This is a genomic window from Nonomuraea pusilla, from assembly GCF_900109355.1.
GTDB lineage: Bacteria > Actinomycetota > Actinomycetes > Streptosporangiales > Streptosporangiaceae > Nonomuraea > Nonomuraea pusilla.
The window spans coordinates 122,372-146,457 of the sequence record NZ_FOBF01000018.1 but is presented as its reverse complement, the minus strand read 5'-3'; the positions used below and the strand labels follow the sequence as shown (position 1 = coordinate 146,457).

15 protein-coding genes are annotated in these 24,086 nt (G+C 72.6%); 7 read left to right on the top strand and 8 right to left on the bottom strand.

Annotated elements, in window-relative coordinates; translation table 11 throughout:
* Positions 1 to 16: 16 nt before the first annotated feature.
* The gene (glgP, locus tag BMX74_RS31185; protein ID WP_091104182.1) at positions 17 to 2,596 is read right to left on the bottom strand and encodes an alpha-glucan family phosphorylase; all 2,580 of its coding nucleotides are present in this window, start codon (positions 2,594 to 2,596) and stop codon (positions 17 to 19) included.
* 244 nt (positions 2,597 to 2,840) lie between these two features.
* On the opposite strand from glgP, the gene BMX74_RS31180 reads away from it, so the two are divergent.
* The 3 genes from BMX74_RS31180 (at position 2,841) to BMX74_RS31170 (ending at position 8,027) form a co-directional block, all read left to right on the top strand.
* Positions 2,841 to 4,916 (top strand): alpha-1,4-glucan--maltose-1-phosphate maltosyltransferase, encoded by a 2,076-nt coding sequence (locus BMX74_RS31180; protein WP_177227574.1) that lies wholly within the window; start codon positions 2,841 to 2,843, stop codon positions 4,914 to 4,916.
* 72 nt (positions 4,917 to 4,988) lie between these two features.
* Entirely contained in the window at positions 4,989 to 6,692 is a 1,704-nt protein-coding gene (treS, locus tag BMX74_RS31175) for a maltose alpha-D-glucosyltransferase (protein ID WP_055505223.1), read from the top strand.
* Between the two features lie 3 nt (positions 6,693 to 6,695).
* Positions 6,696 to 8,027, top strand: coding sequence for a maltokinase N-terminal cap-like domain-containing protein (locus BMX74_RS31170; RefSeq protein ID WP_091104179.1), 1,332 nt, complete (start codon positions 6,696 to 6,698; stop codon positions 8,025 to 8,027).
* A gap of 24 nt (positions 8,028 to 8,051) precedes the next feature.
* Here BMX74_RS31170 and BMX74_RS31165 read toward each other — a convergent pair whose 3' ends face one another.
* Entirely contained in the window at positions 8,052 to 8,912 is an 861-nt protein-coding gene (locus tag BMX74_RS31165; protein ID WP_055505225.1) for an NAD(P)-dependent oxidoreductase, read from the bottom strand.
* Positions 8,913 to 9,044: 132 nt separating this feature from the next.
* Between BMX74_RS31165 and BMX74_RS31160 the strand changes: the two genes are divergently transcribed.
* On the top strand, positions 9,045 to 12,143 hold the full coding sequence (locus tag BMX74_RS31160) for an AfsR/SARP family transcriptional regulator (RefSeq protein ID WP_091104177.1): 3,099 nt from the start codon (positions 9,045 to 9,047) through the stop codon (positions 12,141 to 12,143).
* An 81-nt stretch (positions 12,144 to 12,224) separates the two neighbouring features.
* On the opposite strand, the gene BMX74_RS31155 is transcribed toward BMX74_RS31160, so the two are convergent.
* The 6 genes from BMX74_RS31155 to BMX74_RS31130 are packed head-to-tail and all read right to left on the bottom strand — an operon-like array spanning position 12,225 to position 17,550.
* A complete protein-coding gene (locus BMX74_RS31155) occupies positions 12,225 to 12,983 on the bottom strand; it encodes a sugar isomerase domain-containing protein (RefSeq protein ID WP_091104176.1) in 759 nt (252 codons plus the stop codon).
* A gap of 9 nt (positions 12,984 to 12,992) precedes the next feature.
* Positions 12,993 to 13,727, bottom strand: a complete 735-nt coding sequence (locus BMX74_RS31150; RefSeq protein ID WP_063792198.1) for a GntR family transcriptional regulator — start codon at positions 13,725 to 13,727, stop codon at positions 12,993 to 12,995.
* Positions 13,728 to 13,729: 2 nt separating this feature from the next.
* Positions 13,730 to 14,575: an ROK family protein gene (locus tag BMX74_RS31145; RefSeq protein ID WP_082535192.1), complete on the bottom strand. Its 846-nt coding sequence runs from the start codon at positions 14,573 to 14,575 to the stop codon at positions 13,730 to 13,732.
* A gap of 7 nt (positions 14,576 to 14,582) precedes the next feature.
* The gene (locus BMX74_RS31140) at positions 14,583 to 15,410 is read right to left on the bottom strand and encodes a carbohydrate ABC transporter permease (protein WP_055505229.1); all 828 of its coding nucleotides are present in this window, start codon (positions 15,408 to 15,410) and stop codon (positions 14,583 to 14,585) included.
* Positions 15,407 to 16,255 (bottom strand): carbohydrate ABC transporter permease, encoded by an 849-nt coding sequence (locus tag BMX74_RS31135; RefSeq protein WP_055505230.1) that lies wholly within the window; start codon positions 16,253 to 16,255, stop codon positions 15,407 to 15,409. Before BMX74_RS31135 ends, BMX74_RS31140 begins: the two co-directional genes overlap by 4 nt.
* Positions 16,252 to 17,550, bottom strand: coding sequence for an ABC transporter substrate-binding protein (locus BMX74_RS31130; RefSeq protein WP_091104174.1), 1,299 nt, complete (start codon positions 17,548 to 17,550; stop codon positions 16,252 to 16,254). The genes BMX74_RS31135 and BMX74_RS31130 overlap by 4 nt, the downstream gene beginning before the upstream one ends.
* Positions 17,551 to 17,764: 214 nt before the next feature.
* Here BMX74_RS31130 and glgB point away from each other — a divergent pair, with 214 nt between their 5' ends.
* The 3 genes from glgB to BMX74_RS31115 all read left to right on the top strand — a co-directional run bounded on the left by glgB (position 17,765) and on the right by BMX74_RS31115 (position 23,998).
* Positions 17,765 to 19,975 (top strand): 1,4-alpha-glucan branching protein GlgB, encoded by a 2,211-nt coding sequence (gene glgB / locus BMX74_RS31125; protein ID WP_091104173.1) that lies wholly within the window; start codon positions 17,765 to 17,767, stop codon positions 19,973 to 19,975.
* A gap of 382 nt (positions 19,976 to 20,357) precedes the next feature.
* Positions 20,358 to 22,451, top strand: a complete 2,094-nt coding sequence (locus tag BMX74_RS31120) for a S8 family peptidase (protein ID WP_143078819.1) — start codon at positions 20,358 to 20,360, stop codon at positions 22,449 to 22,451.
* A gap of 152 nt (positions 22,452 to 22,603) precedes the next feature.
* Positions 22,604 to 23,998 carry a S8 family peptidase gene (locus BMX74_RS31115; protein WP_177227572.1) on the top strand — a complete coding sequence of 465 codons (1,395 nt, stop codon included), beginning with the start codon at positions 22,604 to 22,606 and terminating at the stop codon, positions 23,996 to 23,998.
* Positions 23,999 to 24,086 lie beyond the last annotated feature (88 nt).

Sequence of the window (24,086 nt, the reverse complement as noted above, 5' to 3'; positions counted from 1 at the left end):
CGATTATGCCGCCCGTTCAGCGCAATGTGCCGTTCGTCATACCCGCGGGTTCCTCCGGCACCGTCACCAGGCCCAGTTCCGCGGGCGACGCGGCGAGCGGGTGGTACGGCACCACCCGCACCGTGTAGCCGAACGCGCCGGTGCGGTCGAGCGGGACCACGCCCGTGTAGTGGGCGCGGCCGTCGTCGTCCACGACGTCGGCGGCGAGCTTCGCGTACGTGGGCCGCACCAGCTCGTCGTGCGCGCCGACCTTGCCGTACGCGGCCTCGACCAGCACGTCGTCCGGCTCCAGGTCACCGAGCGCGACGGTGGCGCGCAGCTCGATCGAGGACCCCACCTCCGGCGCCTCGCCGACGCCCGACGTCTCCACGTGCTCGACCCGGACGCCGGGCCACGCCTGGGCGACGCGCAGCCGCCACGCGGCGAACGCCTTGGCCGACGCGTACCCGTCGGCCGACAGGGCGCGCGCCGACCTCGCGGCAGGCGTGTACAGGTCGGTCACGTAGTCGCGGAGCATGCGCCCGGCGAGCACCTTCGGCCCGAGCGAGGTCAGGGTGTGCTTGACCATCTCCATCCAGCGGCGCGGCAGCCCGTCGCCCGCCCGGTCGTAGAAGCGGTCGGCCACCTCGTGCTCGATCAGGTCGTACAGGGCCGCGGCCTCCAGGGCGTCGCGCCTGTCGGGGTCGGACACGCCGTCGGCGGTGGGGATGGCCCAGCCGTTGGTGCCGTCGTACCACTCGTCCCACCAGCCGTCGCGGATCGACAGGTTGAGCCCGCCGTTCAGCGCCGACTTCATGCCCGACGTGCCGGACGCCTCCAGCGGGCGCAGCGGGTTGTTCAGCCACACGTCGCAGCCCTGCGTCATGAGCTGGGCGAGCGCCATGTCGTAGTCGGGCAGGAAGACGATCCGGTGCCTGACGTGCTGCTGGTCGGCGAACTTCACGATCTGCTGGATCAGCTTCTTGCCGCCCTCGTCGGCCGGGTGCGCCTTGCCCGCGATCACGATCTGCACCGGCTTGTCCGGGTCGAGCAGCAGGCCGGCCAGCCGCTCCGGGTCGCGCAGCATCAGCGTGAGCCGCTTGTACGACGGCACGCGGCGGGCGAAGCCGATCGTCAGCGCCTCGGGGTCGAGCACCTCCTCGATCCAGCCCAGCTCGGCGTCGGACGCCCCGCGCTCGCGCCAGGCCTCGCGCAGCCGCTTGCGGGCCCCCTCGACCAGGCGGCGGCGCATGAGGCCCCTGATGTCCCACAGCTCGGCGTCGGGGATCTTCTGGATGCCGTCCCAGCCGCGGGCGCGCTCGATCAGCGAGGGCAGCTCGCGCCCGGCCAGCTCCATCAGCTCGCGTCCCACCCAGGTGGGCGCGTGGACGCCGTTGGTGATCGAGCCGATCGGCACCTCGTCCACGTCGAAGCCGGGCCACAGGTCCTTGAACATGTCCCTGCTGACCTCGCCGTGCAGCCGTGACACGCCGTTGACGCGCTGGGCGAGGCGCATGCCCATGACGGCCATGTTGAACCTGGCCGGGTCGGACTCGGCTCCGAGGGCGAGGATGCGCTCGACGGGCACGGTCGGCCAGGCGTTGTCGCCGCCGAACTGGCGCTCGATCATCTCGGTGGGGAACCTGTCGATGCCGGCGGGCACCGGGGTGTGCGTGGTGAAGACCGTGCCGGCGCGCACCGCCTCCAGCGCCTCGTCGAACGACAGCCGCGTCTCGGTGAGCTCGCGGATGCGCTCCAGGCCGAGGAACCCGGCGTGGCCCTCGTTGGTGTGGAACACCTCGGGCTCGGGGTGGCCGGTGACGCGGCAGTAGGCGCGGATCGCGCGCACGCCGCCGATGCCGAGCAGCAGTTCCTGCATGAGCCGGTGGTCGGTGCCGCCGCCGTAGAGGCGGTCGGTGACGTCGCGGGCGGCCGTGTCGTTGTCGGCGACGTCCGAGTCGAGCAGCAGCAGCGGCACCCGTCCGACCTGCGCCACCCACACCTGGGCGTGCAGGACGCGCTGCTCGGGCAGGCTGATGCGGATCTTGACGGGGCCGTCGTCGTCCTTGAGCAGGGCGAGCGGCAGGCCGCCCGCGTCGAGCGACGGGTAGTGCTCCAGCTGCCAGCCCTCGGGCGACAGCGTCTGGGTGAAGTAGCCGTGCCGGTACAGCAGGCCCACGGCCAGGACGGGCACGCCGAGGTCGCTGGCCGCCTTCAGGTGGTCTCCGGCGAGGATGCCGAGGCCGCCCGAGTACTGCGGCAGCGCGGCGGCGATGCCGTACTCGGGCGAGAAGTAGGCGACGGCCTGCGGGGCGTCGGGCAGTGTCTGGTACCAGCGCGGCGAGACGATGTACTCGCGCAGGTCGTCGGCGGCGTCGGCGAGACGGCGCAGGAAGCGGCGGTCGGCGGCGAGCTCGTTCAGCCTCGCCGGCGTGACGGCTCCCAGCAGGGCGACGGGATCGTGCCCCACCTGCTCCCAGAGACGGGGATCGACCTCCGCGAAGAGGTCGGTCGTCTCGGGGTGCCATGACCAGCGCAGGTTGTGGACCAGCTCGCCGAGGGCGGCCAGCTCCGCGGGCAGGACGGTGCGGACGGTAAACCGGCGAATAGCTCTCACGTTTCTGCACCCTATGGGCTAGGAGGGACCTCTGAGTCCTTCACCCCCATCAGCCCCCTTCAAACCACTTCCGGGAGCAAGCATGAAGAGGGAGTATTGGGGCACGTTTCTGCTTTGTTGGGCCTCTCCCGATGAGACTCGGGAGGTCTATCCGCTGCTGTCCGCAATTTACATGCAAGGATCGTTCCTGCCACGGAAAGCCTCCGGCGGTACCGGGAGTACCGCCGCAAACCTCTTGAAAGCGATGATCGGACGAATTCCCATCACGGACATCTCCCCCATCGTCGACTGCGGGCAGTGGCCCGCCAAGGCGGTCGCCGGAGAGACCTTCGAGCTCTCCGCGACCGTGTTCAGGGAGGGCCACGACGCCGTGGCCGCCGGTGTGGTGCTCAGCTCGCCCGACGGGCAGCGCGGGCGGCTCAGACGGATGCGGGAGATCGCCCCCGGAACCGACCGGTGGGCCGTCGACGTCTGCCTGCCGTCGGAGGGCGACTGGCAGTTCCGCGTGGAGGCGTGGAGCGATCCGATCAGCACCTGGCTGCACGACGCCGAGATCAAGATCCCCCGTGGCATGGACACCGACCTGATGTGCGAGGAGGGCGCGCGCCTGTTCGAGAAGGCGGCGAGAGCCGTCAAGCAGGCCGACTGCCCCGCCCCGCACCCCGCGCCGAAGACCGCGCCGCAGACCGGGGCCAGGAACGGCGAGAGCCCGTGCGGCCACCGCGCCTCGCTGCTGTCGGTCGCCGCCACGCTGCGTGACGAGGAGCTCGACCCGCGGGCGCGGCTGTCGGTGGCGCAGCTGCCCGAGACGGCCGCGCTGCTCGACGCGCACCCGTACCGGGAGCTGGTGACCAGGTCGAGGTGGAACACCGTCAGGGTCTCCAGGCGGCGGGCGCTCTTCGGCTCCTGGTACGAGTTCTTCCCGCGTTCCGAGGGCGCGGAGGTCAGCGCGTCCGGCGTCACCAGGTCCGGCACCTTCCGCACGGCGGCCGGGCGGCTGCCCGCCGTCGCCAAGATGGGCTTCGACGTCGTGTACCTGCCGCCGATCCACCCGATCGGCCACACGTTCAGGAAGGGCCGCAACAACACGCTCAACCCCGAGCCCGACGACCCGGGCTCGCCGTGGGCGATCGGCTCAGAGGAGGGCGGGCACGACGCCGTGCACCCCGACCTCGGCACGATCGAGGACTTCGACGCCTTCGTCGCGAGGGCCCGCGAGCTGGGCATGGAGGTGGCGCTCGACTTCGCGCTGCAGTGCTCGCCCGACCACCCGTGGGTCAAGGAGCACCCGGAGTGGTTCACGATCAGGGCCGACGGCACGATCGCGTACGCCGAGAACCCGCCGAAGAAGTACCAGGACATCTACCCGATCAACTTCGACAAGGACCCCGAGGGGATCTACGCCGAGGTCAGGCGGGTGCTGCGGCACTGGATGGACCACGGCGTGCGGATCTTCCGCGTGGACAACCCGCACACCAAGCCGGTGTCCTTCTGGGAGCGGCTGCTGGACGACATCCACGCCACCGATCCCGACGTGCTGTTCCTGGCCGAGGCGTTCACCAGGCCGGCGATGCTGCGGACGCTGGCCAAGATCGGCTTCGACCAGTCGTACACGTACTACACGTGGAAGAACTCCAAGTACGACGTGGAGACGTACCTGTCGGAGCTGGCCCGCGAGACGTCCGCGTACCTGCGGCCGAACCTGTTCGTCAACACCCCGGACATCCTCCACGAGTACCTCCAGCACGGCGGCGTCCCCGCTTTCAAGATCAGGGCGGTGCTGGCCGCGCTGGGCTCGCCGACGTGGGGCATGTATTCCGGGTACGAACTTGGGGAAAATATTCCAGTTCGCCCTGGGAGCGAGGAATACCTTGATAGCGAGAAATATCAGTACAGACCTCGCGACTGGATGACCGCCGAACGCGAGGGACGGAGTCTCGCGCCCTTCGTCACGCGCCTGAATTTGTTCCGAAGAGCGCATCCGGCACTCCAGGAATTGCGTAATCTACGGTTCCACAGGGTCGACCAGCCGGATATCGTCTGCTTTTCCAAACGGCTTCCCGGCGCCTACGACCCGGCCACACGACGGCACGGGGTCGGCGACGTCGTGATCGCGGTCGTCAACCTCGATCCGCACCACACCCACGAGGCGACGGTGGACCTCGACCTGCCCGCCCTCGGCCTCGACTGGAACGCGGAGTTCGTCGTGGACGACGAGCTGTCGGGAGAGTCGTACCGGTGGAGGCAGAACAACTACGTGCGCCTCGACCCCCACATCCAGCCTGCCCACATTCTCACCGTGCGAGCCGCGCCACGGTAGAACTGAATTCAGCGGGGAGTCTTCAAACGTGTGTGAAAGGTCCCTCCTCATGAGCGACTCCCGGGAGCGCTCATGAGCTCCACCACGCCCATTCCCAACACCTTCGACGAGGAGAAGCCGCGCGATCCCTACTGGTACAAGCGCGCGGTCTTCTACGAGGTCCTGATCAGGGGATTCGCCGACTCCAACGGCGACGGCACCGGCGACATCCGGGGCCTGATCGGCAAACTCGACTACCTCCAGTGGCTCGGCGTCGACTGCCTCTGGCTGCTGCCGCTGTACGACTCACCCCTTCGTGACGGCGGTTACGACATCGCCGACTTCATGAAGATCCTCCCGGAGTTCGGAGACCTGGGGGACTTCGTGAAGCTGGTCGACGAGGCACACAAACGTGGCATGCGCGTCATCGCCGACCTGGTCATGAACCACACCAGCGACGCCCACCCCTGGTTCCAGGCGTCCCGCCACGACCCCGAGGGGCCGTACGGCGACTTCTACGTCTGGTCCGACACCGACGAGCGGTACCAGGACGCCCGGATCATCTTCATCGACACCGAGACGTCCAACTGGACGTACGACCCGGTGCGCGGCCAGTACTACTGGCACCGCTTCTTCCACCACCAGCCCGACCTCAACTACGAGAACCCGGACGTGCAGGACGCGATGCTGGAGGTCCTGAGGTTCTGGCTCGACCTCGGCATCGACGGGTTCCGGCTGGACGCCGTGCCGTACCTGTTCGAGGAGGACGGCACCAACTGCGAGAACCTGCCGAGGACCCACGAGTACCTCAAGCGGGTCAGGGCCGAGGTGGACCGGATCTACCCCGACCGGGTGCTCCTGGCCGAGGCCAACCAGTGGCCGTCGGACGTGGTGGAGTACTTCGGCGACCCCGTCGGCGGCGGCGACGAGTGCCACATGGCGTTCCACTTCCCGCTCATGCCGCGCATCTTCATGGCCGTGCGCCGGGAGTCGCGCTACCCCATCTCCGAGATCATGGCGCAGACGCCGAAGATCCCCGAGCACTGCCAGTGGGGCATCTTCCTCCGCAACCACGACGAGCTGACGCTCGAGATGGTCACGGACGAGGAACGCGACTACATGTACACCGAGTACGCCAAGGATCCGCGCATGCGGGCCAACGTCGGCATCCGCCGCCGCCTGGCGCCCCTGCTGGAGAACGACCGCGACCAGATCGAGCTGTTCACGGCCCTGCTGCTGTCGCTGCCCGGCTCGCCCGTCCTCTACTACGGCGACGAGATCGGCATGGGCGACAACATCTGGCTCGGCGACCGCGACGGCGTGCGCACCCCGATGCAGTGGGACCCCGACCGCAACGCGGGCTTCTCCGACTGCGACCCCGGGCGGCTCTACCTGCCCGTCATCATGGACCCGATCTACGGCTACCAGGCCATCAACGTCGAGGCGCAGCAGAAGAACGCCAACTCGCTGCTGCACTGGACCCGCAGGATGATCGAGATCCGCAAGCGCCACCCGGTCTTCGGCCTGGGCGAGTACACCGAGCTGAACTCGTCCAACCCGAGCGTCCTCGCGTTCGTCCGCGAGCTGGGCGACGACAGGATGCTCTGCGTCAACAACCTCTCGCGCTTCCCCCAGCCCGTGGAGCTGGACCTGCGCAGATTCGTCGGGGTCTCGCCGGTGGAGACGATGGGCGGCGTCCCGTTCCCCCCAATTGGCGAACTACCGTATCTTTTGACGCTTCCTGGGCATGGGTTCTACTGGTTCACTCTCCCGCCGGCTTCCACCCAGGAGGAGTAGGACGTGCTCGACGAGCTCCTTGCCGCATGGATCGGCCGCCAGCGTTGGTTCGGCGGCAAGGGGCGCGCGATCGACGCACTGTCGATCGAGTCGGACGTCGAACTGGCGCCCGGCCTCAGGCACCTGGTCGCGGCGGTCTGGCAGGAGGGCTCGCGCGAGCGGTACCAGATCCTGCTGGGCGAGCGGGCCGAACTGCCCGACCGCCTCGGCCACGCCCTCATCGGCACGCTCGGCGGCACGTACCTGTACGACGCCGTCCACGACTCCGACCTGATGGGCCTGCTGCTCGGCGGCATGGCGCGCGACGAGAGCCGGGGCGGGATCCGCATGCGGCACGTCCCCGGCGTCGAGATCGACACCACCCCGAAGAGCCTCGTGCTCGGCGCCGAGCAGTCCAACACCTCCCTCGTCTTCGGCGACTCCTACATCTGCAAGCTCTTCCGCCGCCTGATCCCCGGCGTGAACCCCGAACTGGAGATCGTCACCGCGCTGGCCGAGCGGCACGCCCCGCACATCGCCAGGCCGTACGGGTGGATCGAGACCGAACTCGACGGCACCGCCACCACGCTGGCGATCATGCAGGAGTACCTGTGCACCGCCAACGACGGCTGGGACCTCGCCCTCGCCAGCGTCCGCGACCTGTACGCGTGCATGCCCGAGATCAGCGCGGCGGACGCGGGCGGCGACTTCGCCGCCGAGTCGCTGCGACTCGGCGTCGCCACCGCCCGCGTCCACAAGGAGCTCGCCGAGGCCTTCCCCACCGGCGTCATCCAGTGCCACGAGGTCAAACGCATGGCCGAGGGGTTCAGGCAGCGGCTGCGCCGGGCCATGACCGAGGTGCCCGCGCTGCGGCCGCACGCCGACGCGGTGGAGGCGGCCTACCACAAGGTGGACCAGCTCGCCGCCGAGGTGCGGGTCCAGCGGGTGCACGGCGACTACCACCTCGGCCAGGTCATGCGGACCCCCACCGAGTGGGTCGTGCTCGATTTCGAGGGGGAGCCGGGACAGCCGCTGGCCGAGCGCACCGCGCTGTACTCCCCCCTCAGGGACGTCGCCGGGATGCTGCGCTCGTTCGACTACGCCGCCAGGCATCTCCTCGCCGACAACCCGAGGGCCGCCGAGCTGGAACCCCGGGCCGAGGAGTGGGCCGACCGCAACCGCATGGCCTTCCTCGACGGCTACATCGAGGGCGGCGGCGCCGTCACGGCGCGCGACGCCGCGCTCCTGCACGCCTTCGAGCTGTCCAAGGCGGTGTACGAGGTGGTCTACGAGGCCCGCAACCGGCCGTCGTGGGTGCCCATCCCCCTGGCCGCCTTCCGCCCCCGCCCCACCTAGCCCACCACACCTGCTTCGGTTCGGCTAGCGTGGCTGGATCTCCTCGATCAGGCCGGGCAGGCCCTCCGCGCCGTGGCCGCCGGCGACCCGGGCGTCGAGGATCGCCTTCATCGGCAGGAACAGGTCCGGCTTGACGCCCTGCTCCTCGAACGCCGTCACCAGGTTCTCCAGGCCCACCTGGTTGATCTCCAGGTTGGAGACGTCCGTGGCGTAGTCTCTCGCCTCGATCTCCTCCGCCCACCTCGGCAGCAGCGCCGCCATGGCGTGGAGCCACGGCACCAGCAGTTCCTCGGTGAACTCCGCCACCGGCAGCCCCTCCGACCGGACCAGGGCCGCCGCCTGCAGGAAGCCGCCGATCTGGCCGTACATGCCGGTGAGCATGGCCAGGTCGTGCAGCGCGGCCAGGCCCGGCTCCTCGCCGAGGAAGCGCGGCGCGGCCAGCGCCGACAGCGCCTGCTCGTGCCGTTCGAACGCGGCCCGCGAGCCGCTGTAGAGGATCAGCGCGCCCGGCTGGCCGATCATCTGGGGCACCGCCATGATGCCGCCGTCCAGGTACGTGCCGCCCTGCGACTCCACCCAGGCGGCGGTGCGGCGGGCCTCCGCGGGCCTGCCGTTCGTCAGGTTGAGCACCACGCGCCCGTCCAGCGGGGCGCCGTCGAGCGCCTGGTGCGCGGCGGCGTAGTCGAGCACGCAGACGATCACGAGGGGGCTCGCGCCGGCCGCCTCGGCGGCGGTGGCGGCGCGGACGGCGCCCCTCGCCACCAGCGGGTCGGCCTTGCCCGCCGAACGGTTCCACACGGTGACGCGGTGCCCGGCGTCCAGGAGCGCGCCTGCCAGGGCGGAGCCCATCAGGCCCAGGCCAATGATCGAAATATTCTCCGACATATCGGTATTCCTCCAGTTGAACGGTGCGTGCTTCCAGGCTGGCGGCGGGGGGTTATGGTCGGGTTCCGAACCGGTTATGGGGCCGGGAGGAGCGGCTCGGACGTAACGGACGGCGGGGGTGGTGGGGGGCGGATGCGGTTCGGGGTGCTGGGCACGCTGGCGGTGTGGGCCGCCGACGGGACGCCGGTCCAGGTGCCGGAGGCCAAGGTGCGGGCGCTCCTCGCCGACCTCCTGGTGCACCGGGGGCGTCCCGTGCCCGCCGACCGGCTCGTGGACGACCTCTGGGGCGCGCGCCCGCCCGCCGACCCGCGCGCCGCGCTGCGGGTGAAGGTGTCGCAGCTGCGGGCGGCGCTGGGCGACAAGGAGCTCGTGGCGTACCAGGCGCCCGGGTACGTGCTGCGGGCGGCGGCCGACGACGTGGACGCCGGGCGCTTCGAGGCCCTCCTCGGGCCCGCCCGGCGCGCCTCCGACCCGTCCGTACGCCGTGACCTGCTGGTACGCGCGCTCACCCTGTGGCGGGGACCCGCGTACGCGGAGTTCGCCGACGAGGGGTTCGCCAGGGCGGCCGTGGCGGAGCTGGAGGAGCTGCGGCTCGCCGCCGAGGAGGACCTGGCCGAGGCCAGGCTCGCGCTGGGCGAGCACGCGGAGCTGGCCGCCGAGCTGGCGGGGGCGGTGTCGCGCCACCCGCTGCGCGAGCGCCTGCGCGGCCTGCACCTGCGGGCCCTGTACCGGGCGGGGCGGCAGGGCGAGGCGCTCGCCGGATACGCCGACCTGCGCGCGCGGCTCGCCGAGGAGCTGGGCGCCGACCCCTCCCCCGGGCTGGCCGCCCTGCACGAGGCGATCCTGCGCCAGGACCCCGAGCTGGACGCGCCCGCCCGGCCCCGCGGCAACCTGCCAGCGCCGCTGACCGGGCTCGTCGGGCGCGAGGCGGACGTGGCGCGGGTGCGCGCCCTGCTTCGCGACCACCGCCTGGTCACCCTGACCGGCCCCGGCGGCGTCGGCAAGACCCGTCTCGCCCTCGCCGCCGCCACCCCGCCCGCCCAGCCCGCCCCGGGCGGCGGCGCGTATGCCGGGGGCGTGTGGCTGGTGGAGTTGGCGGGCGTGCCGCGGGGTGCCGCCGACGTGGAGGTGGCGGAGGCCGTCGCCGCCGTGCTGGGGGTGCGTGACGAGGGTCCCGGCGACGTGACCGCGCGGCTGGAGGGCGCACTGCGGGGCGAGGAGCGGCTGCTCGTCCTGGACAACTGCGAGCACGTCGTCGAGCAGGTGGCCGGGCTGGTGACCCGGTTGCTCCGCGCGGTCCCGCGGCTGCGGGTGCTGGCGACCGGCCAGGAGCCGCTGCGGGCCGAGGGCGAGACGCCGTGGAACGTGCCGCCGCTCGCGCCCGGCCCGGCGGCGGAGCTGTTCGCGGCGCGCGCCGGCCTCGGCGGGGAGGCGCTGCGCGACGACGCGGTACGCGAGATCTGCGCCCGCCTCGACGGCATCCCGCTGGCGCTGGAGCTGGCCGCGACCAGGACGCGCGCCCTGACGCCGCGCCAGCTGGCCGACCGGCTCGCCGACCGCCTGGACGACCGGTTCCGGCTGCTCGGCGCCGGCCGCAGGGGCGGGCCCGCCCGGCAGCAGACGCTCCGGTCGATGATCGACTGGAGCTGGGAGCTGCTGTCCGACGCCGAGCGGGTGGTGCTGCGGCGGCTGGCCGTCCACGCGGACGGGTGCACGCTGGAGTCGGCCGAGGAGGTCTGCGCGGAGCCGGGCGTGGACGTGCTGGACGCGCTGGCCGGCCTGGTGGACCGGTCGCTCGTGGTCCGCGCGCCCGGCCCGAGGTACCGGCTGCTGGAGTCGGTGGCGGCGTACGGGCTGGAACGGCTGGCCGAGGCGGGCGAGCTGGACCGCGTGCGGCTGCGGCACGCGCGGCACTACGCGGAGCTGGCCGAACGCGCGGAGCCGCACCTGCGCGGCCACGACCAGCGCGCCCACCTGGCGGCGCTCGACGCGGAGGGCGCGAACCTGCGGGCCGCGCTGGAGGCGGCGGCGCGGCTCGGCGCGCCGGCCGAGGCGGTGCGCCTGGGCAACGCGCTGGCCTGGTACTGGGTGCTGCGCGGCAGGCTGGGCGAGGGGCAGCGGGCGCTGGAGACGGTGGTGGAGGTGAGCGCCGACCCGCGGGCCGCGGTGTGGCTGGCGGGGATGCGGGCGCTGGCGGGCCGCCCGGTGGCAGCCGATCCAGGGCCGGCGGACGCGGTGGAGGACCCGTTGGAGCGGGCGCGGGCGCGCTGGTTCCTCGGGTACGCCCTGTTCGGCTACAACGACCTCGCGGTGAGCGCCGGGCTGGTGGAGAGCGCGCTGGCCGGCTTCCGCGCTCTCGGCGACGACTGGGGGGTGGCGGCCGCGCTGAACGTCCTGGCCAGGTGGGCGGCGATGCGCGGCGACCTGGCGGCGCTGCGGCGCGACGGCGAGCGGGGCCTGACGCTGTTCCGCCGCCTCGGCGACCGGTGGGGCGAGATGCGGGCCGCCGAGAACCTGGCCACGCTGGCGGAGATCACCGGCGACTACGAGCGGGCCGCTGCGCTGCGGGGCGAGGTGCTGCGGATGGCGGAGGAGCTGGGGATGTGGAGCTCCGTGTCGGACGCGCTGGCGCGCCTGGGCAGGATCGCGCTGCTGATGGGCGACCACGAACGGGCCGCCGACCACCACGAGCGGGCCAGGGCGCTGGCGGTGGCGCAGTCGAACCGTCCGGCGGAGGAGTTCGCCGAGGTCGGCCTGGCGCTGGGCGCGCGGCGGCAGGGCCGGCTGGACGAGGCGGAGCGGCTGCTGCGCTCCTGGCTGGGCTGGGTCAGGGACGTGTCGGGCGAGCCGGGGGCGGCGCTGATCCTGGCGGAGCTGGGGTTCGTCGCCGAGCAGCGCGGCGACGCGGCGGCGGCGCTCGGGCTCCAGCTCGACGCGCTGTCGGCGGCCCGCACGGTGGGCGACCCGCGGGCGACGGCGCTGGCGCTGGAGGGGCTGGCGGGCGCGCTGTCGATCGGCGGCGCGCCGGAGCAGGCGGCCAGGCTGCTGGGCAAGGCGGGGGCGTTGCGCGCGTCGGTGGGCGCGCCGCTCCCCGCGGGCGAGCGCGGCGACGTGGACCGGGTCACCGCCGCCCTGGAGACGGCGCTCGGGCCGGAGCCGCTGGCCCGCCTGGCGGCCGAGGGCGCCGGCCTGCCGCTCGACGCCCTCCTCGCGGCCACCCCGGCCCCCTGAGCGATCTCCCCGGGCCACCTCCTGGAGGCCACCTGCGCGGGCCGCCGTCTCCGGGGGGCGAGGCGGCGGCCCGCGCCCGGGTCAGCTCAGCGTGCGCGACTCGGCGGCGTGCAGGCGGCGGCGGTGGTCGGCGAAGACCTCGTCGTTGGACGACACCGTCGCCCCCGGCACGGTGGGCGAGACGAACGTCGGCACGACGACCCCCCGCCCGGCGAGGACGGCCGCCGTACGGGTGACGATCTCGTGGCTGACCACGCAGGCCACCACGGTGGAGGCGCCGCCCACGGGCCGGTCCCAGCCGTCCACGGCGACGATCGCGTCCTCCACCGGCACGCCGGTGTCCACGGTCACGTCGCACACCTCGGCGATGCGCTGCCCGCTGGAGTGCTCGGCCGGGCGCTCCAGGTTGGCGACCGAGGTGACGGCCACCGTGAACAGGCCGCGCTTGGCGCCGTACATGGCGGCCTCGACGGGGGCGGCGTTGCGGCCGCCGTGCGAGTACACGATGAGGACGTCGCCCGCGCTCAGCGGCTCGTGGTCGAGGTACTGCTGCACGTAGCCCTCGGTGCGCTCCAGCCACAGCAGCTCGCGCACGCCGCCGGGGCCGAGCACGTTGTGCCACATCAGGCGGGGGTCGGTCAGCGGGTGCAGCCCGGCGAAGCTGCCGTAGCGCGGGAAGGCGTCCATGGTGGGGATGACGGAGTGGCCGCTGCCGTACAGGTGGATGAGGCCGCCGTTCTGGACGGCGTCGGCGCAGCGCTCGGCCACGGTGTCCAGCACCTCGCCCTGGGTGCGGTCCAGGCGGTCGAGCAGGTCGATCATCAGACGGGTGTAGGTCATGATCACTTCCTAGGGGTTGCGTAGGGCCAGACGGACCTGGTAGCGGTCGCCGCGCATGACGCTGCGGACGTATTCGAAGGGGCCGTGCGCGTCGAACGTCAGGCGCTCGACGTAGAAGGCGTGCGCGCCGGGCGCGACGCCGAGGGTGGGCGCGTCCTCGTCGAGGACGCCGCCGACGGTGAACGTCTCGATCGCCTCGCGCGGCACCAGCCCGTACCGCTCGCGCAGCGTGGTGTAGAGCGAGCGGTCGTCGAAGCCGAGGCCGTCGAGGCCGGGGAAGCGGTCGAGCGGCAGCAGCGCGGTCTGGACGCCGACCGGCCTGGCGCTGTCGGTCCTGAGCCTGCGCAGGCGCAGCAGCCGGTCGCCGGGGCCGAGCCCCATCTCGGGAGGGAGGTCGCACTCGGCGGCGGTGACCACCGTCTGCTCCAGGACCTTCGCCCCCGAGGCGTGCCCGAGTTCGGCCAGCTCGGTGGTGAAGGAGGTGACGCCGCGCGCGCCCGCCGTGAGGCTGGTGTCGCGGACGAACGTGCCCCTGCCCTGCTCGCGGACGAGCACCCCCCGGTCCACCAGCCTGGCGACGGCCTGCCTGATGGTCACCCTGCTGACCTCGTAGTGTCTCCCGAGCTCCTCCTCGCTGGGCAGCTGCGCGCCCGCGACCCATTCCCCTGTGTCGATGCGATGCCGCAGGGAACGCTCGACCTGCAGGTAGAGCGGCACGCCCGACGTGGGGTCGAGCCCTTTCATGATCACCAATCCTCCCCGATCCTGGCCGCGAGCAGGGCGCCCACGACTCCCGCCTCGGACCCGAGGCCCGCCGGGACGACGGGCACCCGCCGGCCGTCGGGCGAGGCGGACACTGCGATGTGGCGGGCGAGCAGCGGGCCGAGGACGTCCATCGCGTCCGCCATGCCGCCGCCGACCAGCACGATCTCGGGGTCGAGCGCGCTGGCCAGCGCCGCGATCCCCTCTGCCAGGCGGGCGGCGTACGCCTCCAGCTCGGGGGCCGCCCGTCCCGCGCGGGCGGCGGCCACCAGGGCGGGGCCGCGCCCGCCGAGGGCCGAGCCGGAGGCGGCCCGCTCGTACGGCCCGTGCGCCGCCGCCTCCGCCGCCGACTCCGCCGCCCCGGCGGTGCCCGTCGCGGTGAGCCAGCCCCAGGAGCCTGCGCTGCCGTGCGCGCCCCGCCAGACGCGCCCGTCCACGAGCAGCGCGCCGCCGATGCCCGTGCCGACCGCGACGAGCACGGCCGAACGCCGCCCCTTCGCCGCGCCCTCCACGGACTCCGCCAGCAGCGTCAGGTGCCCGTCGAGGCCCAGCCGCACCGGGGCGCCGACCGCTTCCGCCAGGTCGCGGGCGAGCGGGCGGCCCTGCGTCCACGGCAGGGCGGGCACGAAGCGCGGCACGCCGTCCGCGGACGTGCCCGGCAGGCCCACCCCGACGGCGTCGGCGCCCGGCCCGGCCAGGTCCGCGACCAGCTCGACCAGCTCCTCGTACGAGCCGGGGACGGCGCGGCGCGCCACCGGGCCGCGTGTGCCGTCCTGCTCGTGCAGCACGCGGACCGACGTGCCCCCGACGTCCACGCCGACGTGTCTCATCCCCGGCTCACCCCTTCACCCCGGTACGCGACAGCGAGGCCACGAACACCCGCTGGGCCACCAGGAACACCGCGATCGTGGGCAGGGAGGCGATGAGCGCCCCGGCCATGACGACGTTCTGGTACTGCACGGAGGTGCTGTAGCTGAGCAGCTGCGACAGCGCCAGCACGACGGGGAACTTGGCGTCGTCCTGGAGGATCGACAGCGGCCAGATGAAGCTGTTCCAGTAGAAGACGAACGAGAAGATCGCCAGGCTGACCACGGCGGGCTTCAGCAGCGGCGTGACGACGCGCCACACGATCCGCAGCTCGCCCGCGCCGTCGATGCGGGCGGCGTCCAGCAGCTCGTCAGGGACGTCGGCGACGAACTGCCGCATCAGGAAGACGCCGAACGGGTTCGCCAGCCACGGCAGCAGCACCCCGAGGTAGGTGTCGGCGAGCCCGAGCGACGAGACCATCCAGTACAGCGGCACCAGCGTGACGACGGGCGGCAGGAACATGGTGGCGACCACGCCCCAGAAGAGCGCCTCGCGCCCCCTGAAGCGGCACTTGGCGAACACGTAGCCGGCGAGCACGCTGGTGACCAGCACCGACGCGGTCGCGAGCCCGGCCAGCAGCAGGCTGTTGACGAACGCGGCGCCGAACGGCACGGCGTCGAACACCTCGGTGAACGCCGAGAGCGACGGCGAGCGCGGCCACCAGGTCGGCGGGATGGTCTGGAGCTCCTGCGGCCCCTTGAGGCTGGAGATCACCATCCAGTACAGCGGGAAGAGCGCGGGCACCATGACCAGCGCGATCGCGGCCGTGCCGGCGGCACGGGCGGCGGCACGCCTCATGAACGTCTCCTGACCGCGGCGAGGAACACGCCGCCGAGCGCGACCAGCAGCACCAGCAGGGTGAACGCCATCGCACTCGCCTGCCCGGCCAGGCCGTGCTGGAAGGCGGAGCGCTGGATCGCGAACGAGAGCACGGCGGTGCTCTCCGCGGGGCCGCCCTGGGTGAGGATGTAGACGGGGTCGAACACCTGGATCGCGTTGATGATCGACACCAGGCCGATGAACACGGTGGTGCGGCGCAGCAGCGGCAGCGTGACGTGCGCGGTCTGCCGCCAGAAGCCGGCGCCGTCGATGCGGGCCGCCTCGTACAGGTCTCCGGGGATCTGGGTGAGCCCGGCGATGACGAGCACGGTGTAGTAGCCGGTCATCTGCCAGACGTGGAAGATCACCAGGGAGACCAGCGCCGTGCCGGGCGCGCTGAGCCAGGTGGCGCCGCCGAAGAGCACCGACAGCGGCCCGTACGAGGGGGCGTAGAGCCCACCCCACACGATCGCGATGGCGACGGTCGGGACGACGTACGTGGAGAACAGCACGGCCCGCGCCACGCCCTTGCCCGCGGCCTTCGGGAAGTAGAGCAGCATGCCGAGCGCCACGGACAGCGGCAGCGTCACCACCACGACGAGCGCCACGTAGAGCGCGGTGTTGCCGAGCGCGGTGGAGAAGCCGTCGTCGGCGGCGAGGTCGGCGTAGTTCCCGAACCCCCGCCAGGCCATGTCGCCCAGCGGGGTGTACATCGACCACTCGTGCAGGCTGATCCAGAAGGTCAGCGCGATCGGCACGACGGTGAACAGGCCGATCACGAGCATGGCGGGCGACAGGAACGCCACCGCGGCGGAGCGCCTCACGTTCCCGCTTTCTGCAGGACGCCCGGGATCTCCTTCTGGGCCGCGCTCATCGCGGCCTCGGGGGTCTCCTTGCCGAAGATCACGTTCTCCAGGTGCTTCTGCACGGTCTGGCTCATGGCCTCGCCGCCCGGCACGGAGGGGAACGGCACGGCGTTGGGCAGTTCCCGCACATAGACCGACAGGAACGGGTCGGACAGCTCGGCCTTGTGCGCCTCCAGGTCGCCGGTCCTGCTGGGCAGGATGCCCATGGAGGTGAGGATGTCGCCCATCGCGGACGAGCCGTTCCTGCCGCTGCTCCCGCCGTTGAGGTAGGTGAGGAACTTCCAGGCGGCCTGCTGCCTGGCCTGGTCGGCCTTGCCGTTGACGACGGTGAGCCAGGAGTAGGAGACGGGGGCGCTCTTCGTGCCGTCGGGCCCGACGGGGACGGGGGCGACGCCGACGTCCTGGTAGCGGTCGCCCATGGCGTCCTTGAGCGCGCTCTGCCACCAGTTCGCCATGATGATCATGCCGGTCCTGCCGTTGACGAAGTTGTCGAGGTAGGGGCCGGTGGTGTTGGCGTTGGCGTTGCTCATCTCGGGCTTGGTCGAGCCCTTGGCGATCAGGCGCGCGTACAGCTGGGTCGCGGCGACCGTCCTGGGGTCGTCCAGCTTGGGGGTGGTGCCGTCGATGAGCGCGCCGCCGTTGGAGGTGACGAGCGACAGCCAGGGGTGGACGGCGCCCGCGGGCCAGCTCGTGATGACGCCGAAGCCCTGGGTGCCGTTCCCTGTCAGCTTGGCGGCGGCGTCCTCCAGCTCGGCCCACGTCCTGGGCGGCTGGGCGATGCCGGCCTGCTGGAAGAGCTTCTTGTTGTAGTTCAGGGCGTAGAGGTCGACCTCGTTGGGGTAGCCGCGGGGGGCGCCCTGCTTGGTCACGCCCTCGACAAGGTTCTTCGGCCAGCTCGCGGCCAGCTCGGCGGCGGCGTCGGCGGGCATCGACGCGGCGAGGCCGTCGCGTACGAGCTCGGGCAGCCACAGGTCGTAGATGCCGGCGATGGTCGGGCCATTGGGGCTCGCGCCCTGGGTGCGCAGGGTGGTGAGCAGGTTCCCGAACGGCACGGCCCGGATGTCCACGGTGGTGCCGGGGTTCTGCTTCTCGAACGCCGTGGCGGCGGCTTCGAGGGCCTTGACCTGGTCAGGGCCCCAGTGGGTGAGGAAAGAGATCTTCGTCGCGGCGGGCCGGTCCGTGCCTCCACCGCCGCAGCCCGCCGCCACCACCATCACGGCCGCGCCGAGCGCGAGCACTTGCGTCGTCTTCATTGGGGGGCCTCCTGAGTCATCAGGTCGTTAGGTTGTTATAACGAATTTCGGCCGGGTTGGGAACCCCCTCCGGCCGCCCCCTGTACGAAGTCGGACAAATACCGCTCGTCGGTGTTATTGAGGGGCTGATTCCGCACTTTCGGTGATTGTCGCGGTGAAAGCGGGCAGTGCCTGGGTTGGACGGTCGTCATAGGGCAGGGTTGGGAGCATGCCGATGAGGACAGAGCTCGACCGCCTCGCGGGCGGAGCACACCACGACCCGCACTCGGTGCTGGGCGCGCATCCCGCGGCGGGCGGGATGACCTTCCGTGCCCTGCGCCCCCTGGCGGAGCGGGTGCAGGTGGTGCTGGACGACGGGTCCGTCCACGACATGAGACACCAGGCGCACGGGGTGTTCGAGGTCACCGTCCCCGGTCTCGACAAGGTGCCCGACTACACGCTGCGCGTCAGGTACGCGGGGGCCGAGCCGTACGAGACGAAGGACCCCTACCGGTTCTGGCCCACCCTGGGCGAGGTGGACCTGCACCTCATCGGCGAAGGCCGGCACGAACGGCTGTGGGAGGCGCTCGGCGCCCGCGTGCTGACGCACCAGGACGTCCGCGGCACCGCGTTCGCCGTCTGGGCGCCCAACGCGCGCGGCATCAGGGTCGCCGGCGACTTCAACCACTGGGACGGCGTGGCCCACCCCATGCGCTCGCTCGGCCGGTCCGGCGTGTGGGAGCTGTTCGTCCCGGGCATCGGCGCGGGCGAGCGGTACAAGTACCAGGTGCTCGGCGCCGACGGCGTGTGGCGCGACAAGGCCGACCCCATGGCCAGGCGCACCGAGGTCCCGCCGATGACCGCCTCCGTCATCGAGGAGTCGGCGTACACCTGGCAGGACGACGCCTGGATGGAGCGCCGCGCGGGACGGCAGGCCCAGGCCGGGCCGATGAGCGTGTACGAGGTGCACCTCGGGTCGTGGCGCCCCGGGCTGTCGTACCTGGAGCTGGCCGAGCAGCTCTCCGAGTACGCCGCCGACATGGGCTTCACCCACGTCGAACTGATGCCGGTGGCCGAGCACCCCTTCGGCGGGTCGTGGGGCTACCAGGTGACGTCCTACTACGCGCCGACCGCGCGCTTCGGCACCCCCGACGAGTTCCGCCACTTCGTGGACCGGATGCACCAGCGCGGCATCGGCGTGCTGCTCGACTGGGTGCCCGCCCACTTCCCCATGGACGAATGGGCGCTCGCCCGCTTCGACGGCACCCCCCTGTACGAGCACGCCGACCCGGCCAGGGGCCAGCACCCCGACTGGGGGACCTACGTCTTCGACTTCGGCCGCCGCGAGGTGCGCAACTTCCTGGTGGCCAACGCGCTGTTCTGGCTGAAGGAGTACCACATCGACGGCCTGCGCGTGGACGCCGTGGCCTCGATGCTCTACCTCGACTACTCGCGGCGCGAGGGCGAGTGGACGCCCAACGTCTACGGCGGCAGGGAGAACCTGGACGCCGTCGAGTTCCTCAAGGAGATGAACGCCGTCTGCTACCGGGAGTCCCCCGGCATCTCCACGGTGGCCGAGGAGTCGACGGCCTGGCCCGGCGTGTCGCGTCCGGTGCACCTCGGCGGGCTCGGGTTCGGCTTCAAGTGGAACATGGGGTGGATGCACGACACGCTGGAGTACCTGCGGCACGAGCCGATCTTCCGGCAGTACCACCACCACCAGATGACGTTCTCGCTGATCTACGCGTACTCCGAGAACTACGTGCTCCCGCTGTCGCACGACGAGGTCGTGCACGGCAAGGGCTCGCTGCTCGGCAAGATGCCGGGCGACGAGTGGCAGCGGTTCGCGCAGCTCAGGGCGCTGCTCGCGTTCATGTGGGCGCACCCGGGCAAGCAGCTGCTGTTCATGGGCGGCGAGTTCGGCCAGGGCTCCGAGTGGTCGGAGGAGCGCGGGCTCGACTGGTGGGTGCTGGAGTTCGACGGGCACCAGGGCGTGCAGCGGCTGGTACGCGACCTGAACCGGCTCTACAAGGAGACGCCCGCCTTGTGGGAGCAGGACTGCACGCCCGACGGCTTCCGCTGGATCGACGCGGACGACGCCTCCGGCAACACGTTCTCGTTCGTCCGGTACGCCTCCGACGGGTCGGCGCTCGCGTGCGTGGTCAACTTCAGCGGGGCGCCGCACGAGAACTACCGGCTCGGCCTGCCGTACGAGGGGACCTGGGCCGAGGTGGTCAACACGGACGCGTACGACTACTGGGGCAGCGGCGTGGGGAACCTCGGCGAGGTGGTGGCGGCGGAGACGCCGTGCCACGGGCTGCCGTACTCGACGACCCTGCGCGTGCCGCCGCTGGGCGCGGTCTGGCTGAGGAAGGAAGCCCCTGAGACTGGGCCGACGACCACAGGCGACGACGCCTCAGGCACCCGCACGAACGAACCGGCCTGAACCCAGCGCCCTCAGCGACCGCCCCCGAACGCCCTGAGGGCGCTCGGCCCCTGCCGGGGTGAGCGCCCGGGGTGAGCGCGCGGCGTGAGCGCGCGGCGTGAGCGCGCGGCGTGAGCGCCGTGGGTGAGCGCGCGGGGTGAGCGCCCTGTCCGAAGCCGCCCTCCCTCCGCTGGGCCTTCCCTTCGCTGGGCCTTTCCTCCGCTGGGCCTTTCCTCCGGTGGGACTTTCCCCCGGTGGGCCCTCCCCTGCGCGTAGCGGCGCTTGCCCACGGTGAGGTGGATGGCGGCTGGAGGGACGCTGAAAGTTCGGTGAGAACGGGCTTTGGCTCTGTGCCAGCCCGGCAAATCACCATAAACTCCGAGATCATCACCTCGGAGGACCCGTGCGACTTCGCCCCCTGATCGTGTGCTCGATCGTGCTGGCCCTGCTGCCCGCGGCCACCCCCGCGTACGCCGACGACCAGGTCCCCACCCCGGCCCCGGCCGCCCAGGCCACGGCGCCGCCCCCTCCCACGGCCCTGCCTACGGACCCCGCCACGGACCCGGCCACGGAGCCCACCGGGCCGCCCACCACCGAGCCGCCCACCGCCGAGCCGCCGGCCAGCGACGCGCCCCCGAGCGAGCCCAGCGAGGCCGCCCCCTCCGACAGCGCCCCTCCGGCGCCCGAGGACAAGGTCGAGGAAGGGCTGGGCGTGGACGGCGGCACCGTCCGGGCCATCGTCGAGCTGGCCGACCCGGCCCAGGACGCCCCGGTGGCCGCGCAGGCGGCACGCGAGAGCGTCGACGTGGTGCTCCAGCCGCGGACGCAGGAGCAGCCGTTCATGGTGGTCGAGGGCACCGCCGAGGAGCTGGCCGCCCTGGCCGAGGACCCGCGCGTCACCTCCATCCACCGCGACAGGACGTTCACCCCCACGGCCGTCGGCGGCAACCTGAAGCTGATCGGCGCCGACCAGGCGCACGCCAAGGGCTTCACCGGGGCGGGCCAGGCGGTCGCCGTCCTCGACACCGGCATCGACCGCGACCACCCGTACTTCGGGAACAGGATCGTCGCCGAGGCCTGCTTCTCCAACGCCGAGCAGGGCGTCAGGTCGCTGTGCCCGAACGGGCAGCCGCAGCAGACCGGCGCGGGCGCGGCGGACGCGGCGACGGCCGCGTGCCTGGCCGACGGGGTGAACCTGTGCGAGCACGGCACGCACGTCGCGGGGATCGCGGCGGGCGGCGGCGGCGTCGCCCCGGGGGCGGGCATCGTGGCGGTGCAGGTGTTCAGCCGCGTGGACGACGAGGACGTGTGCGGCGAGCCGTCCTGCCTGCTGGCCTTCGAGTCGTCGCTGCGGCAGGCCATGGACTGGGTGGCGACGCTCACCCAGCCGGTCGCCGCGGTGAACCTGAGCCTCGGCGGCGAGCTGTCGGAGACGGCGTGCGACACGGGCGAGGACGGCGCGGTCTTCAAGCAGAAGATCGACGCGCTCCTGGCGAAGGGTGTGGCCACCGTGGTGGCCGCGGGCAACGAGTACTTCGAGGGCGCCTCGTACCCGGCCTGCGTGTCCACGGCCGTGGCGGTGGGCGCGAGCGACGACGCCGACGCCATGGCGGACTTCTCCAACCGGGGCGCGCTCGTGGACCTGTTCGCGCCGGGCGTGGACGTCGAGTCGTCGGTGCCCGACAACCAGATGGCGGTGCACAGCGGCACCTCGATGGCCGCGCCGCACGTCGCGGGCGCGCTGGCGCTGATGAAGGCGGCCTCGCCCGACACGCCCATGGCTGAGCTGGTCGAGAAGCTGAAGGCGTCGGGCCGCCCGTACGTCTACCAGGCGAACGGCGCGCAGGTCACGACGCCGCGGCTCGACCTGGCGGCGGCGCTGGCGGGCGCGGCCACGCAGCCGCCGGTCACGCAGACGCCGGTGGTCCCGGAGCCCTGGCCGACGGATGACGCCTCGCCCGACGACCCGTCCGACGGCGGCGCCCCCGCGCCGGGGCCGACCGACGACGGGCGGGACACCGGGGACCCGGACCCGGCGCCGACCTCGACGGCCACGTCGTCGCCCGTGCCGCTGCCGACGGTCACGGTGACGGTGACGGTCACGCCGACCCCGTCGCCGTCCTCCTCGGCGGGGGTGTGCACGCGGGGCACGGCGGGCGGCAGGATGAGCGCCAGGCAGTGGGCGGTGGAGGTCCACCGCAGCAGCGGCACGATCGCCGACGCCACGCTCGTCTGCTACCTGAAGCTGATCCAGAAGGCCAGCAAGGTGTTCCCCGAGACGACGAAGGCGTCGTCGCTGGGCAAGGCCTACCGGGTGCTGAAGAGCTCGGGGACGGCCAAGGCGAAGCTCGACGCGGCGCTGCTCACGGGCTGGCTGAACTGGGCGCACGGCGGCGCGAACGCCACGACGGCGCTGAAGGCGGCGGAGAAGGTGCGGCTGAGCGGCAAGGCGTCGAGCGCCGCGCTCAGGCGCGCCGCCAAGACCCTCACCCGCTGACACGGGCCGCGGGCGGGGGCCGGACGCGGCCCCCGCCTGGCACCGGCAAAGAAGCTCCCACCGTTCCCTCCGGTTGCGGGCGCCTCCCACATCACTCCAGTCCCGGCTGGAGAGGTATGCGGGAAGGACGTCTGACACCCTCGGAGGAACCCGTGAGACCACTGCTGGCCTGCGCCCTGGCCGTGGCCGCGATCTCGGCCACGCTCGCCGCGCCTGCCGCGCTCGGCGCCGACGCCCGCGACACCCCGGGCGCGGGCGACGGCGGCCCGGCCGTGAGCCCCGCTCTCGCGGCGGAGGTGCGGGAGCGCACCCGGGTCAGGTCCATCGTGGAGGTCAGGCCGGGCCACCGCCCGCAGGACGTCGCCGCCGACCTGGAGCAGGGCTCGAAGGGCGCGCGCATCCTGGAGGCGGCGCAGTCGCCGCACTTCTTCGTCGCCGAGCTCGACGGCCGCACGCTGCGCCGGCTGATGAGGGACGACCGGGTCAAGGCCGTCTACGAGGACGAGCTGCGCGCCCCGGCCCTGGACGCGAGCACGAAGATCATCGGATCGGACCGCGCCAACCGCGCCGGTGTCACCGGCGTCGCCACGACGATCGCGGTGCTCGACACCGGCATCGACCGCGACCACCCGTTCTTCCGCGGCAGGATCGTGGACGAGGCCTGCTTCTCCTCCTCGTACGCCGGTGACGGCTCGGTGTCGCTGTGCCCGAACGGGCAGCCCAGCCAGACGGGGCCGGGCGCGGCCGACGCGGAGACCGCGCAGTGCGTGGCCGGCGGCTCCAACGCCTGCTTCCACGGCACGCACGTCGCCGGCATCGCGGCGGGCAGGCTGACGGCGGGGGCGCCGTCCGACGGGGTGGCGCCCGCGGCCGGCATCCTGCCCATCCAGGTGTTCAGCCGGATCGACAGCGGCACGGTCTGCGGCGGCATGGGCGTCTCGGCGCCCTGCTTCCTGAGCTACACCTCCGACCAGAAGCTGGCGCTCGAGTACGTCGCCAAGGTGGCCGCGACGTACCGGGTCGCCGCGGCGAACATGAGTCTGGGCGGCGGGGGCCCGTTCAAGGAGCACTGCGACGGCCAGCCGGGCGCGGCCTCGCTCAAGCCGGACTTCGACGCCCTGCTCGCGCTGGGGGTGGCGCCGGTCGTGGCGGCGGGCAACAGCGGCTTCACCGACGGCGTCTCGGCGCCCGCGTGCATCTCCTCCGCGATCGCGGTGGGGGCGACGGACGACCGCGACCGGCTCGCCTCGTTCACCAACAGGGGCAAGCTGGTGGACGTGTTCGCGCCGGGCGTGGCGATCGACTCGTCGGTGCCCGACGACACGTACCGGGAGCTGAGCGGCACGTCGATGGCGGCGCCGCACGTCGCGGGATCGTTCGCGCTGATGAGGCAGCGGTTCCCGCGGAACACGGTGCTGCAGAGCCTGCGCAGGCTGCAGAGCACGGGCAGGCCGGTCTCCTACCCGTCGGGAGGCGCGACGGTGACGACGCCGCGGATCGACGTGGGCGCCGCCACGGTGGGGGTGGCGGCCGATCCACGCAGGTGAGACGCGAGGCGGGGCGGTCGGGGGTCGCGGCCGGCGGACGCGGGTGACGGTGCGGGGCGGGCGGGCGTGGACCCCGGCTCCACGTCTT

Excerpts from the sequence above, each read along its gene's own strand:
- BMX74_RS31180 (WP_177227574.1), top strand. The coding sequence starts at position 2,841 with ATGATCGGACGAATTCCCATCACGGACATCTCCCCCATCGTCGACTGC.
- treS (WP_055505223.1), top strand. The coding sequence starts at position 4,989 with ATGAGCTCCACCACGCCCATTCCCAACACCTTCGACGAGGAGAAGCCG.
- BMX74_RS31165 (WP_055505225.1), bottom strand. The coding sequence starts at position 8,912 with ATGTCGGAGAATATTTCGATCATTGGCCTGGGCCTGATGGGCTCCGCC.
- BMX74_RS31160 (WP_091104177.1), top strand. The coding sequence starts at position 9,045 with ATGCGGTTCGGGGTGCTGGGCACGCTGGCGGTGTGGGCCGCCGACGGG.
- BMX74_RS31155 (WP_091104176.1), bottom strand. The coding sequence starts at position 12,983 with ATGACCTACACCCGTCTGATGATCGACCTGCTCGACCGCCTGGACCGC.
- BMX74_RS31150 (WP_063792198.1), bottom strand. The coding sequence starts at position 13,727 with ATGAAAGGGCTCGACCCCACGTCGGGCGTGCCGCTCTACCTGCAGGTC.
- BMX74_RS31145 (WP_082535192.1), bottom strand. The coding sequence starts at position 14,575 with ATGAGACACGTCGGCGTGGACGTCGGGGGCACGTCGGTCCGCGTGCTG.
- BMX74_RS31140 (WP_055505229.1), bottom strand. The coding sequence starts at position 15,410 with ATGAGGCGTGCCGCCGCCCGTGCCGCCGGCACGGCCGCGATCGCGCTG.
- BMX74_RS31130 (WP_091104174.1), bottom strand. The coding sequence starts at position 17,550 with ATGAAGACGACGCAAGTGCTCGCGCTCGGCGCGGCCGTGATGGTGGTG.
- glgB (WP_091104173.1), top strand. The coding sequence starts at position 17,765 with ATGAGGACAGAGCTCGACCGCCTCGCGGGCGGAGCACACCACGACCCG.